This window comes from Streptomyces sp. NPDC006602 (assembly GCF_042870385.1).
Lineage (GTDB): Bacteria > Actinomycetota > Actinomycetes > Streptomycetales > Streptomycetaceae > Streptomyces.
The window spans coordinates 164,797-180,436 of record NZ_JBIAHG010000013.1; the positions used below are offsets into that span (position 1 = coordinate 164,797).

General features: G+C 72.0%; 7 protein-coding genes and 1 tRNA gene. All 8 read left to right on the forward strand.

What is annotated here, in order from left to right:
* Positions 1-4: 4 nt before the first annotated feature.
* The 8 genes from ACFYO2_RS29230 (at position 5) to ACFYO2_RS29265 (ending at position 15,011) form a co-directional block, all read left to right on the forward strand.
* Positions 5-1,522, forward strand: coding sequence for a methyltransferase (locus ACFYO2_RS29230; RefSeq protein ID WP_388355031.1), 1,518 nt, complete (start codon positions 5-7; stop codon positions 1,520-1,522).
* A 183-nt stretch (positions 1,523-1,705) separates the two neighbouring features.
* Positions 1,706-4,459, forward strand: coding sequence for a protein kinase (locus ACFYO2_RS29235; protein WP_388355032.1), 2,754 nt, complete (start codon positions 1,706-1,708; stop codon positions 4,457-4,459).
* Positions 4,460-4,678: 219 nt separating this feature from the next.
* A complete protein-coding gene (locus ACFYO2_RS29240; protein ID WP_388355034.1) occupies positions 4,679-4,876 on the forward strand; it encodes a hypothetical protein in 198 nt (65 codons plus the stop codon).
* A gap of 245 nt (positions 4,877-5,121) precedes the next feature.
* Positions 5,122-7,941 carry a type I DNA topoisomerase gene (gene topA, locus ACFYO2_RS29245; RefSeq protein WP_388355036.1) on the forward strand — a complete coding sequence of 940 codons (2,820 nt, stop codon included), beginning with the start codon at positions 5,122-5,124 and terminating at the stop codon, positions 7,939-7,941.
* Positions 7,942-8,065: 124 nt separating this feature from the next.
* Positions 8,066-11,353, forward strand: coding sequence for a dTMP kinase (gene tmk, locus ACFYO2_RS29250; RefSeq protein WP_388355037.1), 3,288 nt, complete (start codon positions 8,066-8,068; stop codon positions 11,351-11,353).
* 366 nt (positions 11,354-11,719) lie between these two features.
* The gene (locus tag ACFYO2_RS29255; RefSeq protein WP_388355038.1) at positions 11,720-12,925 is read left to right on the forward strand and encodes a DNA polymerase III subunit delta'; all 1,206 of its coding nucleotides are present in this window, start codon (positions 11,720-11,722) and stop codon (positions 12,923-12,925) included.
* A gap of 269 nt (positions 12,926-13,194) precedes the next feature.
* On the forward strand, positions 13,195-14,826 hold the full coding sequence (locus ACFYO2_RS29260; RefSeq protein WP_388355039.1) for an alpha/beta hydrolase: 1,632 nt from the start codon (positions 13,195-13,197) through the stop codon (positions 14,824-14,826).
* Between the two features lie 108 nt (positions 14,827-14,934).
* A tRNA-Thr gene (locus ACFYO2_RS29265) sits at positions 14,935-15,011 on the forward strand.
* Positions 15,012-15,640 lie beyond the last annotated feature (629 nt).

Consider the following 15,640-nt stretch of genomic DNA (forward strand, 5'->3'; position numbering starts at 1 on the left):
GGGCGTGAGTAACGCCAGCCTGCACTCCCTGCCCTCCGCCGACCGCCCCGACGTCACCACGCGGCTCCGGGACGCCCTCCTGGGGGCCTCTTTCACCGCCGACGGGCTTCTAGAGCTGCTCGGTGCGCCCGCGTACGCGGCGCTCGCCCGGAGCGAGACCGTGCCCGCACTCCGGGCGACACGCGGGGACACGCCGCTGGAGACGGTCGTACGGCTGTTCCTGTTGCAGCAGCCCGTGCCGCACGCGCGCGTGGAGGGCTTTCTGCCCGTGGACGCCTGCCTGGAGAGCGGGTGGCTGGTTCGCGTCGACGGGGACGAGGTGGCCGCGACCGTGGACGTACGGCCGTACGGCGGGCCCGGTGACGAGGACTGGTTCATCGTGTCCGACCTCGGATGCGCGGTCGGCGGGGCCGGTGGCATCGGCAGCCGGGATGAGGGTGTCGTCCTCGGCGTGGGCGGCGCGTCCACGACGCTGGCGGGCATCACCGTCCGTACGCCCGTCTCCGCCGCCCTCGACCTCGGCACCGGCTCCGGGATCCAGGCCCTGCACGCCGCGCAGCACGCCACGCGCGTGACGGCGACCGACCTCAACCCGCGCGCGCTGCACATCACCACGCTCACGCTGGCGCTGTCCGGCGCGCCCGCCGCCGACCTGCGCGAGGGCTCGCTGTTCGAACCGATCCGGGACGACGAGACGTACGACCTGATCGTGTCGAACCCGCCGTTCGTGATCTCGCCGGGTGCGCGGCTGACGTACCGCGACGGCGGGATGGGCGGGGACGATCTGTGCCGCACGCTCGTTCAGCAGGCGGGGGCACGGCTGCGCGAGGGCGGGTTCGCGCAGTTCCTCGCCAACTGGCAGCACGTGGAAGGGGAGGACTGGCAGGACAGACTCAGGTCCTGGGTGCCTCGCGGGTGCGACGCGTGGATCGTGCAGCGCGAGATGCAGGACGTCACGCAGTACGCCGAGCTGTGGCTCAGGGACGCCGGCGACCACCGGAGTGACGTGGCCGAGTACCAGGCGCGCTACGACGCGTGGCTGGACGAGTTCGCGGCGCGCAAGGTCAAGGCCGTGGGCTTCGGCTGGATCACGCTGCGCAGGACGGACGCCGCGGTGCCCTCGGTGACCGTGGAGGAGTGGCCGCACCCGGTCGAACAACCGCTCGGCGACACGGTCCGGGCGCACTTCGAGCGCCTCGACTACCTGCGGGCACACGATGACGCGGCCCTGCTCGAAGGGCACTTCAGACTCGGCGACGAGATCGTCCAGGAGCAGGTCGGGCTGCCCGGCGCCGAGGACCCGGAGCACGTGGTGCTGCGCCAGCACCGCGGGATGCGCCGGGCCACCAAGGTGGACACGGTCGGCGCGGGTTTCGCGGGCGTCTGCGACGGCTCGCTGAGCGCGGGCCGCATCCTGGACGCGATCGCCCAACTGGTGGGTGACGATCCGGTGTTGCTGCGCGATCGTACGCCCGCACAGATCCGGTTGCTGGTGGAGCAGGGGTTCCTCGACCCGGCCTGATCCGGGGGCGGTCCTGTCCGCGCGCGTCACGTCTGGGGCGTGCGCGCACTTCTGATCCGCATGTGTCCGGTCTGGCGGGATTGCTCCGGAAAAGGGCTCCTGTCAGTGGTGGGTGCGAAGCTACCTTCGAGGGACAAACTTCGCGCTTCCTCGGGGGAGGCGCGCTGTCTCGGGGGAGGCGTGATGGCGGGGGAGACGCCGGATCAGGGCGAAGGCAGGGTCATCAACGGGCGGTACCGGCTGCTGCGGACACTCGGTGCGGGCGGCATGGGCCGGGTATGGCTCGCGTACGACGAGGAGTTGGCCTGCGAAGTCGCGATGAAGGAGATCGCGCTTCCGGACGTGCCGATGGACTCGACCGAGCCCGCGACGGGGGTCCCCCCGCTCGAGCGAAGCCGAGAGTGGGGGAGCATCGCGCGGGCCCGCAGCGAGGCCCGGCACGCGGCACGGCTGCGTGGACACCCGCACGTGGCGACGGTGCACGACGTGGTGGTGCACGAAGGGCTGCCGTGGATCGTCATGGAGTACGTCCCGGACGCGATCGACATGCAGGCGGTCGTACGGCGTTCGGGACCGCTCGGGCCCGCACAGGTGGCCCGCGTCGGACTCGCCGTTCTCGACGCGCTCACCGCGGGCCATCGCATCGGCATCCTCCACCGCGATGTGAAACCGGCCAACATCCTTCTGGCACCGGACTCTTCGGGCGACCCGTACGCGCGCGTGCTGCTCACCGACTACGGCATCGCCCTCCAGCCCGAGTCCCAGGAGCCCCGGCTCACCGCCACGGCCGGCATCCTCGGGACACCCGGCTATCTCGCCCCGGAGCGGGCCCGCGGTGAGCCGCCCACACCGGCCGCCGACATGTTCTCCCTGGGCGCCACGCTGTACGCCGCCGTCGAGGGCCGCGGCCCCTTCGACCGCCACGGCACCTACGCGACCCTCACGGCCCTGCTCGGCGAGAACCCGACGCCGCCGGTGCGGGCGGGCGAACTGACCCCGGTCCTGCTGGGGTTGCTCGTCAAAGATCCGGTGCGCAGGTTCTCGCCGGAGGCGGTTGCGCGGGGGCTGGAGCGGGTGGGGCAAGGGGGCGCGGGACTCGGGGTGCCGCCTGGCTGGGGTACCGCTCCGGCAGCGGGGGCGGCGGGGTTCGCCTCGCCGCCGGGAGGCTTCGGGCCGCCGCCCGAGGGGTTCGGCGCGCAGCCGGCTGTTGCGTGGCGGTCGCCCGAGGGCCACGATGCGGCCCTGGGGAGCCGTGACGCGACGCCGCGGGGCCACGGCGGTGCAGCGGGAGGTCAGGGCGCTTCACCAGGAGGCCAGGGTGCTTCGCCAGGCGCCGGGGCGGTGGATGCTCCGCCGCCGGGGTACGTGGCGAGCACACCCCCCGGCTACGTCTCCGGCCAGCCGGGCGGGTGGGGCGGCGGTGCGGCGCAGGGGGTTCCGCAAACGCCGGGTACGCCGGGTACGGCGCAGACGCCGGGTACGCCGCCGACCCAAGTGGGCGGCTCTGGTGTCCCCGAGGCAGAGGGACCGGCCACTCCGGGATCCAGCGGATCGGCGAACAGCGGCCCGGGCGGTGGCGGTCAGGTGCCCGGCGGCCCCGCGACGCCCGGCGGAACGCCAGGCCCGTCGGCGTACGACCCGTGGCGGCAGCCCGCGGCGCAGCCACCGGATGCCGGCAACCCCTATGCGCTGGCGCCCGGTTCGCCGTACGCGAGCGGGGGCGGTCCGTCTCCGCACGCGAGCGGCGGCGTCCAGTCGCCGTCCGCGAGGGAGCAGTCGCCGTACGGCAGCGGTGGCGCTCAGCCGCCCTACGGCAACGGCGGTTCACAGTCTCCATACGGCAACGGTGCCCAATCGCCGCACGGCAGCGGCTCCCAGGCGTCGTACGGAGGCAGCGGGACGCAACCGGCGTACCCGGGTGCCGCGGTGGGAGCCGGCGCCCCCTCGCGGCCCGGATACGGCGGCTATGGCGGCCCGGGTGCGCCCACCGCTCCCAGTGGGCAGGCTCCGCCCCCGCCGTCCCCCGGGAAGCGGCGGATCGCCCTGGTCGCCCTCGTCGTGGCCGCCGTGCTCGTCATCGCCTGTGGTGTGTGGGGCGTCTTCTCGTTGACCGGGGACGACGACGGCGGCAAGAAGGAGGCCGCGGCAAAGGGGTCGGCCTCGCCGAGCGTGACCGCGTCGCAGGGATCGGCGTCGGCGCCGCCGGCGGGGCCTGTGCTGCCGTACGGCGATGTGGTCGGGCTCGGGGAGCCACTTGAGCCGGGGGACTGTGTGCAGGCGGTGTGGTCGGGCACGCCGTTCAGGTCGGAGCCGAACCTGGGACTGGTGGACTGCGCCGAGGACTGGCCGGACGGGCAGGTCGTGGCGATCGACACCGCCACCGACCACGCCGACGCCCGCGCGCGGGGCGCGAAACGCTGCGAGAACCAGACCCGGACGCTCGTCGCCGCGCTGCCGGACGCGGCCGGCTACGCCGTCGTACCGACGAAGCAGGGCTTCACGGCGGCGGGCGGCGGTACGGCATGTCTCGTACTCGGCCGCCATGCCGCGATAGGCGGTGAGGTGGGCCGTTTCCGTGACGCGGGCACGGACCTGTGGGTCGGTCAGATGAGCGTCGGCGACTGCTGGGTCTACGAGGAACAGGAGGACAGTTACAACGCCCCGCTCACCGACTGCGCCAAACCCCATACCGACCAGGTCATCGGCACTGTCCAGGCCCCTGCCGGAATGACGTACAAGAAGGGCACCGACAACGCGACCAAGCTGTGCGGCAACAAGTTCGAGCCGACCTGGGCACCGGGGCAGGAACGGACGGTCTACGGCTGGGTGGCCGACCAAGACGACTGGGACGCGGGCTTCAACAAGATCGTGTGCACGGTGAGCCGGGCCGACAACAAGAAGACGACCGGAAAGATACCCGCGCCCGGAGCGGTCTGAAGCCGGCCGGAAGGCACGGACCGGTGACAAGGACCGGAGGAACGGACCGGAGGAACGGACCGGAGACACGGACCGGTGACAAGGACCGGTGACACGGAACGGTGGAGTCCGCAGCGGCGTCGGCCCCGTGTTCACCTGGGGTTCGCCTGTCCGCCGCCCGTGCGTGTCAGCCTCCACGGGCTGGGCACACAGGGCGGGAAGAAAAGGGGCAGGGGAGCCATGGAGAGCGGGCCGGCGATCTTCGCGGGGATGGTGTTCGCCCTGTTCGGAAGCGGGCTGCTGGCGTGGACCGCGGTCCGCGTACGGCACCGGGAACCGGTCGCCCTCGGTGTGAGTCCTGTCGCATCGGCGACCGTCGCGAGCCTCGTCGCACTGATCGCACTGGCCCTGGGAATGTGGTGCTTCACGCGCGTGTGAGAACCGCGCGAGGGCTGCGGCTCGGACAATTGGGAGGTCACCCTCCGGATAGCCTCGAAAAGGCCGGTGTCCACTCCGGGCGGCAGGAATGGCGGTAGTCGGGTTACCGTTCGAGTGGCCGTTGCGGGCTTTTCCCGTTTGACACGGGGGCGGGATGTACCGTCACACTCCGCAGCGTCACCATGACCCGACCCCGGGAGCAAGGCCTGGGGAGGCCCCAGCGTCGACCGGAGAGAAGAGCGAAGTTGTCCCCGACCAGCGAGACCGCGAAGGGCGGCCGCCGACTCGTCATCGTCGAGTCGCCTGCCAAGGCGAAGACGATCAAGGGCTATCTCGGCCCCGGATACGTTGTCGAGGCGAGCGTCGGGCACATCCGCGACCTCCCCAGCGGCGCCGCGGAGGTGCCCGAGCAGTACACCGGCGAGGTGCGTCGCCTCGGCGTGGACGTCGATCACGACTTCCAGCCCATCTACGTGGTCAACGCCGACAAGAGGGCCCAGGTCAAGAAGCTCAAGGACCTGCTGAAGGACTCCGACGAGCTCTTCCTCGCCACCGATGAGGACCGCGAGGGCGAGGCGATCGCCTGGCACCTCCAGGAGGTCCTCAAGCCCAAGGTCCCGGTCAAGCGGATGGTCTTCCACGAGATCACCAAGGCCGCGATCCAGGCCGCCGTCGCCAACCCGCGCGAGCTGAACCAGAAGCTGGTCGACGCCCAGGAAACCCGCCGCATCCTCGACCGTCTCTATGGCTACGAGGTCTCGCCGGTCCTGTGGAAGAAGGTCATGCCGCGCCTGTCGGCCGGGCGTGTCCAGTCGGTCGCCACGCGACTCGTGGTGGAGCGGGAACGCGAGCGCATCGCGTTTCGTTCTGCTGAGTACTGGGACCTGACGGGCACTTTCGCGACCGGCCGCGCGGGGGATTCGTCGGACCCGTCGTCGCTGGTCGCCCGCCTCCAGGCCGTCGATGGCAGGCGGGTCGCGCAGGGCCGCGACTTCGACTCCCTGGGACAGATCAAGAGCGCGAACACCCTCCACCTCGACGAGGCGGGCGCCCGCGCGCTGGCCGCCGCCCTGGAGACCACGCAGTTCTCGGTGCGGTCCGTCGAGTCCAAGCCGTACCGCCGCTCGCCGTACGCCCCGTTCCGTACGACGACGCTCCAGCAGGAGGCCTCGCGCAAGCTCGGCTTCGGTGCGAAGGCGACCATGCAGGTGGCCCAGAAGCTGTACGAGAACGGCTTCATCACCTACATGCGTACGGACTCCACGACCCTGTCGGACACGGCGATCAAAGCCGCCCGAGCCCAGGTCACGCAGCTGTACGGTGCCGACTACCTGCCGGCTCAGCCGCGGACGTACGCCGGAAAGGTCAAGAACGCGCAGGAGGCGCACGAGGCGATCCGCCCCTCGGGCGATCGTTTCCGCACGCCTGCCGAGACGGGTCTGACCGGCGACCAGTTCAAGCTGTACGAGCTGATCTGGAAGCGGACCGTCGCCTCCCAGATGAAGGACGCGACCGGCAACTCCGTCACGGTCAAGATCGGTGGCGCCGCCGCCGACGGCCGGGACGTCGAGTTCAGCGCGTCCGGCAAGACGATCACCTTCCACGGCTTCCTGAAGGCGTACGTCGAGGGCGCCGACGACCCGAACGCAGAGCTGGACGACCGCGAGCGTCGGCTGCCCCAGGTCAGCGAGGGCGACGCACTGCGCGCCGAGGAGATCACGGTCGACGGGCACGCCACCAAGCCCCCGGCCCGCTACACCGAGGCCAGCCTGGTCAAGGAGCTCGAAGAGCGCGAGATCGGCCGCCCGTCGACGTACGCGTCGATCATCGGCACGATCCTCGACCGCGGCTATGTCTTCAAGAAGGGCACGGCCCTCGTGCCGTCCTTCCTGTCCTTCGCCGTGGTCAACCTCCTGGAGAAGCACTTCGGGCGGCTCGTCGACTACGACTTCACGGCCAGGATGGAGGACGACCTCGACCGCATCGCCCGCGGCGAGGCGCAGGCCGTGCCGTGGCTCAGGCGCTTCTACTTCGGTGAGGGCAGCGGCGCGGGCGGTGCCGCCGACGCCGGCAACGGCGACGGGGACCACCTCGGTGGCCTCAAGGAGCTGGTGACCGACCTGGGCGCCATCGACGCGCGCGAGGTGTCGTCGTTCCCGGTGGGCAACGACATCGTGCTGCGGGTCGGGCGCTACGGCCCGTACGTCGAGCGTGGCGAGAAGGACTCCGAGAACCACCAGCGGGCGGACGTGCCCGAGGATCTGGCCCCGGACGAGCTGTCCGTCGAGTTCGCGGAGGAGCTGCTCGCCAAGCCGAGCGGCGACTTCGAGCTCGGTGCCGACCCGGAGACGGGCCGCCAGATCATCGCCAGGGACGGCCGTTACGGCCCGTACGTCACCGAGGTGCTCCCCGAGGGCACCCCGAAGACCGGCAAGAACGCGGTCAAGCCGCGTACGGCCTCGCTGTTCAAGTCGATGTCACTCGACACGGTGACGCTCGAGGACGCCCTCAAGCTGATGTCACTGCCGCGCGTCGTCGGCAAGGACGCCGAAGGCGTTGAGATCACCGCGCAGAACGGTCGCTACGGGCCGTACCTGAAGAAGGGCACGGACTCGCGCTCGTTGCAGTCCGAGGACCAGCTCTTCACGATCACCCTCGAAGAGGCGCTGGAGATCTACTCCCAGCCCAAGCAGCGTGGCCGGGCCGCCGCCAAGCCGCCGCTGAAGGAACTGGGCGACGACCCGGTCAGCGGGAAGCCGGTCGTCGTCAAGGACGGTCGCTTCGGGCCGTACGTCACCGACGGGGAGACCAACGCGACCCTGCGCTCCGGCGACAGCGTCGAGGACATCACCCCGGAGCGCGGCTTCGAACTGCTCGCCGAGAAGCGGGCGAAGACGCCCGCCAAGAAGACGGCGAAGAAGGCGCCCGCGAAGAAGGCTCCGGCCAAGAAGGCGACGACGGCGAAGAAGACCGCCGCCAAGACGACCACCGCCGCGAAGAAGACGACCGCCAAGAAGACCGCGGCCAAGAAGGCCACGGCTTCGAAGACGGCCGCCGACGAGTGATACCCACCGCGTTTCCCCACTGAGGGTTCGCAAAACGAACGCCCCGGCATCACTTTGGTGTCGGGGCGTGCGCACGTTCGGACGCGCGCCCCGGCCTGTCGGTGGGTCCCGATAGGCTGAAAGCATGACCCCAGCGGAGCAGCCAACGGCCCCTCACCCGGCCCCCGACGACGCCCTGGTCGCGGACTCCCGCGAGCGCGCCGTCCGCGCCCTGCTGCGCCGACCGCAGCTGAAACGGTTGTGGAGCGCACAACTCGTGGGCGGTGTCGGTGACACCCTCGCGCTTCTGGTGCTGGTCGTCCTCGCCCTCCAGGCGGCCATCGCCGAGGAATCGTTCGGCGGCGGCTACCGGGGCGTGGCGTTCGCAGTGGCGACCGTTTTCGGAGTGCGCGTCCTCGCGACGCTTCTCTTCGGTGCCGTTCTCCTCGGCCCGCTGACCTCACTCACCTCCCAGGACGGCCCGCTCGACCGCCGCTGGACCATGGTCGGCGCGGACGGGCTGCGGGCCGCGGTGCTCATCGTGGCGCCCCTGTGGATCGACTGGACGCCCGACGACGCGCTGGCCGTCCTTCTGGTCACCGCCTTCGTGACCGGTGTCGCCGAGCGCTTCTGGACGGTGTGCCGCGAGAGCGCGGCGCCCGCGCTGCTGCCCGCCCCGCCCCCGGAGGGCGCGACGGTACGACCGCTGCCGGACCACATGGACGCCCTGCGCCGCCTGTCACTGCGTACGACCTTCGTGGCGATCCCGCTCGCGGCCGTCGCCCTCGTTGTCGCGAGTCTGCTCAACAACCTGCTCGGCTCGGGCATCGCCTGGTTCGCCCAGCACCAGGCAGCCCTCGCCTCGTACGTCGCGGCCGGACTGTTCGCCGCGTCCCTGTCCGTGCTGACCTTCCTGGAACTGCCCGACACGCGCACCCCGCGCGCGCGTTCGCCGCTGGAGGGGCTGCGCCGGCCCAAGACGGGCACGGGCGTCGACAAGGGCCGCACCGGCGCGATCCCGCTGCTGGTGCTCGCCTGCGCGGCGATCGCCGGGGCGTCGGCGGCCGCGGTCGCCGTGTCCGTGCTGCACGCCAAGGACCTGGGCGGCGGCCCGGTGATGTACGGACTGCTGGTGGGCGCGCTGACCGGCGGCGTGGTCGTGGGCATCCGTACGGCGCCTTCCGTGCTGCGGACGCTGTCGCGACGCCGCCTGCTGGCGCTGGCGCTCGCCTTCACCGGCGTCGCGCTGCTGGCCGCCGGGCTCGTCCCGGACGTCACCAGCGTGGTGCTGATCCTCGGGCTGGCCGGCGTCGGCGCGGGCGTGGCTGCCAACACCGGGCACACACTGCTCGACCTGGAGACCGAGGAGCACCGGCGGGCGCGAACGACCGAGCATCTGCACGCGGTCGTTCGGGTCTCCGTGGCCCTGGGCGCGCTGGTGGCGCCCCTGGTGGCGGCGGCGATCGGCCCGCACCGCCTGGAGAACGGCAAGTTCGTGTTCGCGCACGGCGGCGCGGCCTTCACCCTGATGCTGATCGGCGCGCTGCTGCTGCCGGTGGCCGCGCTGGTGCTGGCCAAGGTCGACGACCGCTCCGGTGTGCCGCTGCGGCACGATCTGCGGGACGCGCTGCTCGGCGGCGACGACCCGGTGACCGCACCTGCCGACACCGGTTTCTTCATCGCCCTGGAGGGCGGCGACGGGGCCGGTAAGTCCACCCAGGCCGAGGCGCTCGCCGAGTGGATCAGGGCCAAGGGGCACGAGGTCGTGGTGACGCGCGAGCCGGGGGCCACTCCGGTGGGCAAGCGGCTGCGGTCGATCCTCCTGGACGTGTCCAGCGCCGGACTGTCGCACCGGGCGGAGGCGCTGCTGTACGCGGCGGACCGCGCGGAGCACGTCGACACGGTGGTGCGGCCCGCGCTGGAGCGCGGCGCGGTGGTCATCTCCGACCGCTACATCGACTCCTCGGTGGCCTACCAGGGGGCCGGCCGTGACCTGTCCCCGACCGAGATCGCCCGGATCAACCGCTGGGCGACGGACGGGCTCGTGCCCCATCTGACGGTGCTGCTGGATGTCTCGCCCGAGATCGCGCGCGAGCGGTTCACCGAGGCACCGGACCGGCTCGAGTCGGAGCCGGCCGAGTTCCACGCGCGCGTGCGGTCCGGTTTCCTGACGCTGGCCGCCGCCGACCCGGGACGCTACCTGGTCGTGGACGCGGGCCAGGAGCCCGAGGCCGTCACGACCGTCGTACGCCACCGGCTCGACCAGATGCTGCCGCTGTCCGAGGCCGAGATCCAGGCCCAGGAGGAAGCCCGCCGGAAGGCCGAGGAAGAGGCCCGGCGCAAGGCTGAGGAGGAGGCCGCCCGCAAGGCCGAGGAGGAGCGACTGGAGCGCGAGCGCCAGGAGCAGCTCGAACGGCTGCGCGCCGAGGAGGAGGAGCGCAAGCGGCGCGAGCTGGAGGAGGCGCAGCGGCGCGAGGCCGAACGGCAGGCGGAGGAGGCCCGGGTACGGGCCGAGGAAGCGCGCCGCCGTGCCGAGGAGGAGCGGGCACGGCTCCTTGCCGAGGAGAAGGCGCGGGCCGAGGAAGAGGCCCGCCGCAAGGCCGCGGAAGACCGGCGCCGCAAGCAGGCCGAGGAGGAGGCACGACTGCGCGCCGAGGCCGAGGCGCGGCGCCTGGAGAAGCAGCGCAAGGCCGAGGAGGCGCTGCTGCGGGCCGAGGAGGCCCGGCGGCTGGCCGAGCAGGCGGCGGCCGCGGCGGAGGCGGGGCCCAAGTCGCCGGCGACTCGGCCGCAGGCTTCCCGCTCCGCGCCGGACGCGGCGACCGTGGAGACACCGATGGTGACGCCGACGAACGCGTCGGGTGGGCCGGTGGACGAGACGGCCGTACTGCCGTCGGTGGCCGCTGACGACGAGACGGCGGTGCTTCCTCCGGTGGCGCCGAGGGACACGGACGAGACCGCAGTGCTGCGCCCAGTGCGGGACGACCAGTCGGGTGGGCGGTCCTCTTCCGGGGCCGCCGGAGGACCGGACGCAGAGGTGACCGCCGAGCTGCCCCAGCCGCCGGTTCCGCCGGGGGCGGCGGACGAGACGGCGGTGTTGCCGCCGGTGGCGCCGGACGGTGCCGCGGACGAGACGGCCGTACTGCCTCCCGTGCGGGATGAGCTTCCCGGGGACCGGGTTCCGCCGGGGTTCTTCCGGGACGATCAGGCCGGGGCCACCGGTCCCGGGGCACAGCCGGACGGGACCGATGACCGGACGCGTGAGTTGCCGCAGGTCGACGAGTCCGGGGCGCCGCGGCGACGGGCGCGCTCGGACTGGGCCGAAGAGACGCCGCTGGACGATCTACCGACGTTGGCGGACGAGCTGCTGGGTCCCCACGGGGACGAGGAGTTCGATGAGGGGCGGGGGCGGCGCGGACGCGGCCGGCGGGGCTGAGCCGGGTTTTCCGGCGGGCCGGCCGGGGTCGGTGCCGGCGGGTGGCTTCGCTCGTCGGCGCTCAAGGGTGCCGCCAGCGCCCACAGTGCCGCCACGCAGCAGGACTGCCCGCAGGACGCGGGGCTTCTTGGCCGGCCGGGGCGTGTGCGGTGCGGTGCGGCCGCGCGCCCGCAGGCTGCGGGGGCCCCTGGTCCAGGCTGAGCGGCTCGGACACCCCGGTTGCCGCATTGCCGCATGCCCAGCAGTCCGAGGCTGGGTGGATGCGGCTGCTCGCAGGCGCGGCGTACAGTCCGCCCGACCGTTGTCAGTGCCACCCCGCACAATGGAAGCCGCAACGCGAAACGTGACGAAAGGGCGGGGTGAGGGATGACCGTCTGGGACGACCTGGTCGGACAGGAGAGGGTGAGCGAGCAGCTCGGTGCCGCTGCCCGGGACGCCGACGCCCTGGTCACCGCTGCCGCCGCTCACACACCGCCGCCCGAGGCGTCGAAGATGACCCACGCCTGGCTGTTCACGGGGCCGCCCGGTGCGGGGCGGAACCAGGCGGCGCGGGCCTTCGCCGCCGCGCTGCAGTGCGTCAGCCCGGACCGCGCTCTGGGCGGGTCCCCCGGCTGCGGGTTCTGCGACGGCTGCCATACGGCGCTGATCGGCACCCACGCCGACGTCTCCACCGTCGCCGCCGTGGGGTCGCAGATCCTCGTCGACGACATGCGGGACACCGTCCGCAAGTCGTTCACCTCGCCGGCCAACGGCCGCTGGCAGGTCATCCTCGTCGAGGACGCCGAGCGCCTGAACGAGAAGTCTGCCAACGCCGTCCTCAAGGCCGTGGAGGAGCCCGCTCCGCGCACAGTTTGGCTGCTGTGCGCCCCGTCCATCGAGGACGTCCTGCCGACCATCCGCTCCCGCTGCCGCCACCTGAACCTCTCGACGCCGTCGGTCGAAGCCGTGGCGGACATGCTCGTACGCCGGGAGGGCGTCGAACCGGCCGCCGCCATGGCCGCCGCGCGCGCCACGCAAGGGCACGTCGACCAGGCCCGCCGTCTCGCCACCGACCCGGCCGCCCGCGCGCGCCGGGCGGCCGTGCTGAAGCTGCCGCTGCGGGTCGAGGACATCGGCGGTTGCCTCAAGGCCGCGCAGGAGCTGGTCGACGCGGCCTCGGACGACGCCAAGCAGCTCGCCGAGGAGATGGACGGCAAGGAGACCGAGGAGCTGAAGGCGGCGATGGGCGCGTCCCAGGGCGGCCGGATGCCGCGTGGCACGGCGGGCGTGATGAAGGACCTGGAGGACAGGCAGAAGCGACGCCGGACGCGTACGCAGCGCGACAGTCTCGACCTCGCCCTGACCGACCTCACCGGTTTCTACCGCGACGTCCTCGCCCTCCAGCTCGGCTCCCGCGTGGCGATCTCCAACGCCGACGCGGAGGACGCCCTGGAGCGGCTCGCCCGCGCCGGCTCCCCGGAGTCCACGCTCCGCCGCATCGAGGCGATCGCCGCGTGCCGCGACGCCCTCGACCGCAATGTGGCTCCGCTGCTCGCGGTGGAGGCGATGACGATGGCGCTGAGAGCGGGCTGAGACCGATGGAGCGGGGCGGACGTCCGCTCCATCCCTGACAGTCCTCGCCCGCCCACCGCCGGCACTCCTCGGCTGCCCATCGCTGACAGCCGTCGCCCTGCACACCCCCGACAGGGCAACGCCTGGCCACCGCCCGCTCACCCATGACAGCCCACGCCACCCGCCCGCACCGACAGGGCCCCACCCGCAGGAAGCCGACCATGTCACTCGTACGAGCCACGGCATGCACGGAGAGCACTCAAGGCACTGCGCAGAGTTACGCTCGGTTGATGTACATCAGGCGCAGCTTCCACCCCCTCACCACGGCAGGCCAGAACAATCCGCCCGTCCGGCACGCGCGCACAAGCAGAGTCCGCACCGGCGGAGCTCTCCTCGCAGCCGCCGCGCTGCTCGTCTCCGCCTGCTCCTCGGGGAGCGCGACGAGCACTGGCGGCGCGGCGGCTCAGGCGGCGTCGGCCGCGCTGCCGGAGGCCACGCCGGCCGCGCTCGCGTCGTACTACGGACAGAAGGTGAACTGGCGCAGCTGCGGCGTCCCCGGCTTCGAGTGCGGCACGCTGAAGGCGCCGCTCGACTACGCGAAGCCGACCGACGGTGATGTCCGGCTCGCCGTGGCGCGCAAGAAGGCCACGGGCCCTGGCAGGCGTCTCGGGTCGCTGCTCGTGAACCCGGGCGGGCCGGGAGGCTCGGCGATCGGCTACCTCCAGGCGTACGCCGGGATCGGCTACCCGGCCGACGTCCGCGCCCGCTACGACATGGTGGCGGTCGATCCGCGCGGCGTCGCCCGCAGCGAGCCCGTCGAATGCCTCGGCGGGCGGGACATGGACGCGTACACGCAGACGGACGCCACGCCCGACGACGAGCGGGAGACCACCGAACTCGTCGACGCCTACCAGGAGTTCGCGGAGGGCTGCGGTGCCCGCTCACCTCGGCTGCTGCGTCATGTGTCCACGGTCGAGGCGGCCCGGGACATGGACATCGTGCGGGCGGCGCTGGGCGACCCGAAGCTCAGCTACGTGGGGGCGTCGTACGGGACGTTCCTCGGGGCGACGTACGCGGGCCTCTTCCCGGAACGGGCCGGCCGACTCGTCCTGGACGGCGCGATGGACCCCTCGCTGACCGCCCGCCGGATGAACCTCGACCAGACGGCGGGCTTCGAGACGGCGTTCCAGGCGTTCGCGAAGGAGTGCGTGCAGCAGCCGGACTGCCCGCTGGGCGGCAGGAGGACTACGCCCGACCAGGTCGGCCGGAACCTCAAGGCCTTCTTCAAGAAGCTGGACGCCCGCCCGATCCCCACCGGCGACGCGGACGGCCGTAGGCTCGGCGAGTCCCTCGCCACTACCGGCGTGATCGCGGCGATGTACGACGAGGGAGCCTGGGCGCAGTTGCGCGAGGCGCTGACCTCGGCGATGAAGGAGAACGACGGCGCGGGCCTGCTGGTCCTCTCGGACAGCTACTACGAGCGGGACGCCGACGGCCGCTATGCGAACCTGATGTTCGCCAACGCCGCCGTGAACTGCCTCGACCTCCCGGCCGCCTTCGACACCCCGGACGCGGTACGCAAAGACCTCCCCGCCTTCGAGAAGGCGTCCCCGGTCTTCGGCGAGGGCCTCGCCTGGGCCTCCCTGAACTGCGCGTACTGGCCGGTCAAGCCCACGGGCGGGCCGCACCGCATCGAGGCGAAGGGCGCGGCCCCGATCCTCGTGGTCGGCACCACCCGCGACCCGGCCACGCCCTACCGCTGGGCCCGGAGCCTGTCCGCCCAGCTCTCCTCCGCCCGCCTCCTCACCTACGAGGGCGACGGCCACACCGCCTACGGCCGCGGCAGCACCTGCATCGACTCCACGATCAACGCATACCTGCTCCGCGGGACCCCTCCGACGGACGGAAAGCGCTGCTCGTAAGCCCTGTGCCCGGCCCCGGGACCCCTGCCCGCAGGGCCGGTACGGAGCACCCTCGGAAACTGTGTAGACTTTCCTCCGTTGCTGATCGCACCATGGTGCGGACGGCGTGCCGCCTTAGCTCAGATGGCCAGAGCAACGCACTCGTAATGCGTAGGTCTCGGGTTCGAATCCCGAAGGCGGCTCCATTCTGAACCCCGGGTCAGGTCTTTGACCTGGGGTTTCTTGTTTCGGGTGACCTTGGAATCCGGACTAATCGGGCACCTGTGGTCTACGCATCGCAATGCGTAGGTCTGAGATTGTAAGCCGGTGGGCGTTTCGGTTCACAGGGCTGTGACCTGGCATTTTGTTCGGTGATGCCATACAGCTCGGGTCTGTTGGGTTCAGTGTGGTGGCCAAGCGTGCAGAGCTCGTGCAAGCGGTCCCGATCCGCCGTGCCCTCGCAGGCGTGCTCAAGGCCGCAGGGTTGTGATATCCGGACAATCCCACGATCAACGCGCTCCGCCTGGAGGGGGGCGATCGACAGCAGAGCGACTCCTGCGCCTGCAGCAGTTGGCGCTCAACAGCCTCGATTCAGTTCGGGTGTCGATGAGGGCGCCGAATGCGACGACGCTGCTGCTTGCCCTCGTGTCACGCGATCGTCTTCCCCTGCGGCTCGTCGCCCGCTACGTGGGGGTGTGTCGCTGACGGGCTTCGCACTGCACAGCGACACCGTCCTCGTCGAGGGCTTCTCCGCCGGGGGTGGCCACTGGCGGGCCTGTCTGGTTCGGGAGGCCGCCGAGGCCCACTGCGAGGACGACAACGAGGATTTCGACGC

Coding starts and splice junctions, on each gene's coding strand:
- tmk (WP_388355037.1), top strand. CDS start 8,066: ATGACCCCAGCGGAGCAGCCAACGGCCCCTCACCCGGCCCCCGACGAC.
- ACFYO2_RS29260 (WP_388355039.1), top strand. CDS start 13,195: ATGTACATCAGGCGCAGCTTCCACCCCCTCACCACGGCAGGCCAGAAC.
- ACFYO2_RS29235 (WP_388355032.1), top strand. CDS start 1,706: ATGGCGGGGGAGACGCCGGATCAGGGCGAAGGCAGGGTCATCAACGGG.
- ACFYO2_RS29240 (WP_388355034.1), top strand. CDS start 4,679: ATGGAGAGCGGGCCGGCGATCTTCGCGGGGATGGTGTTCGCCCTGTTC.
- ACFYO2_RS29255 (WP_388355038.1), top strand. CDS start 11,720: ATGACCGTCTGGGACGACCTGGTCGGACAGGAGAGGGTGAGCGAGCAG.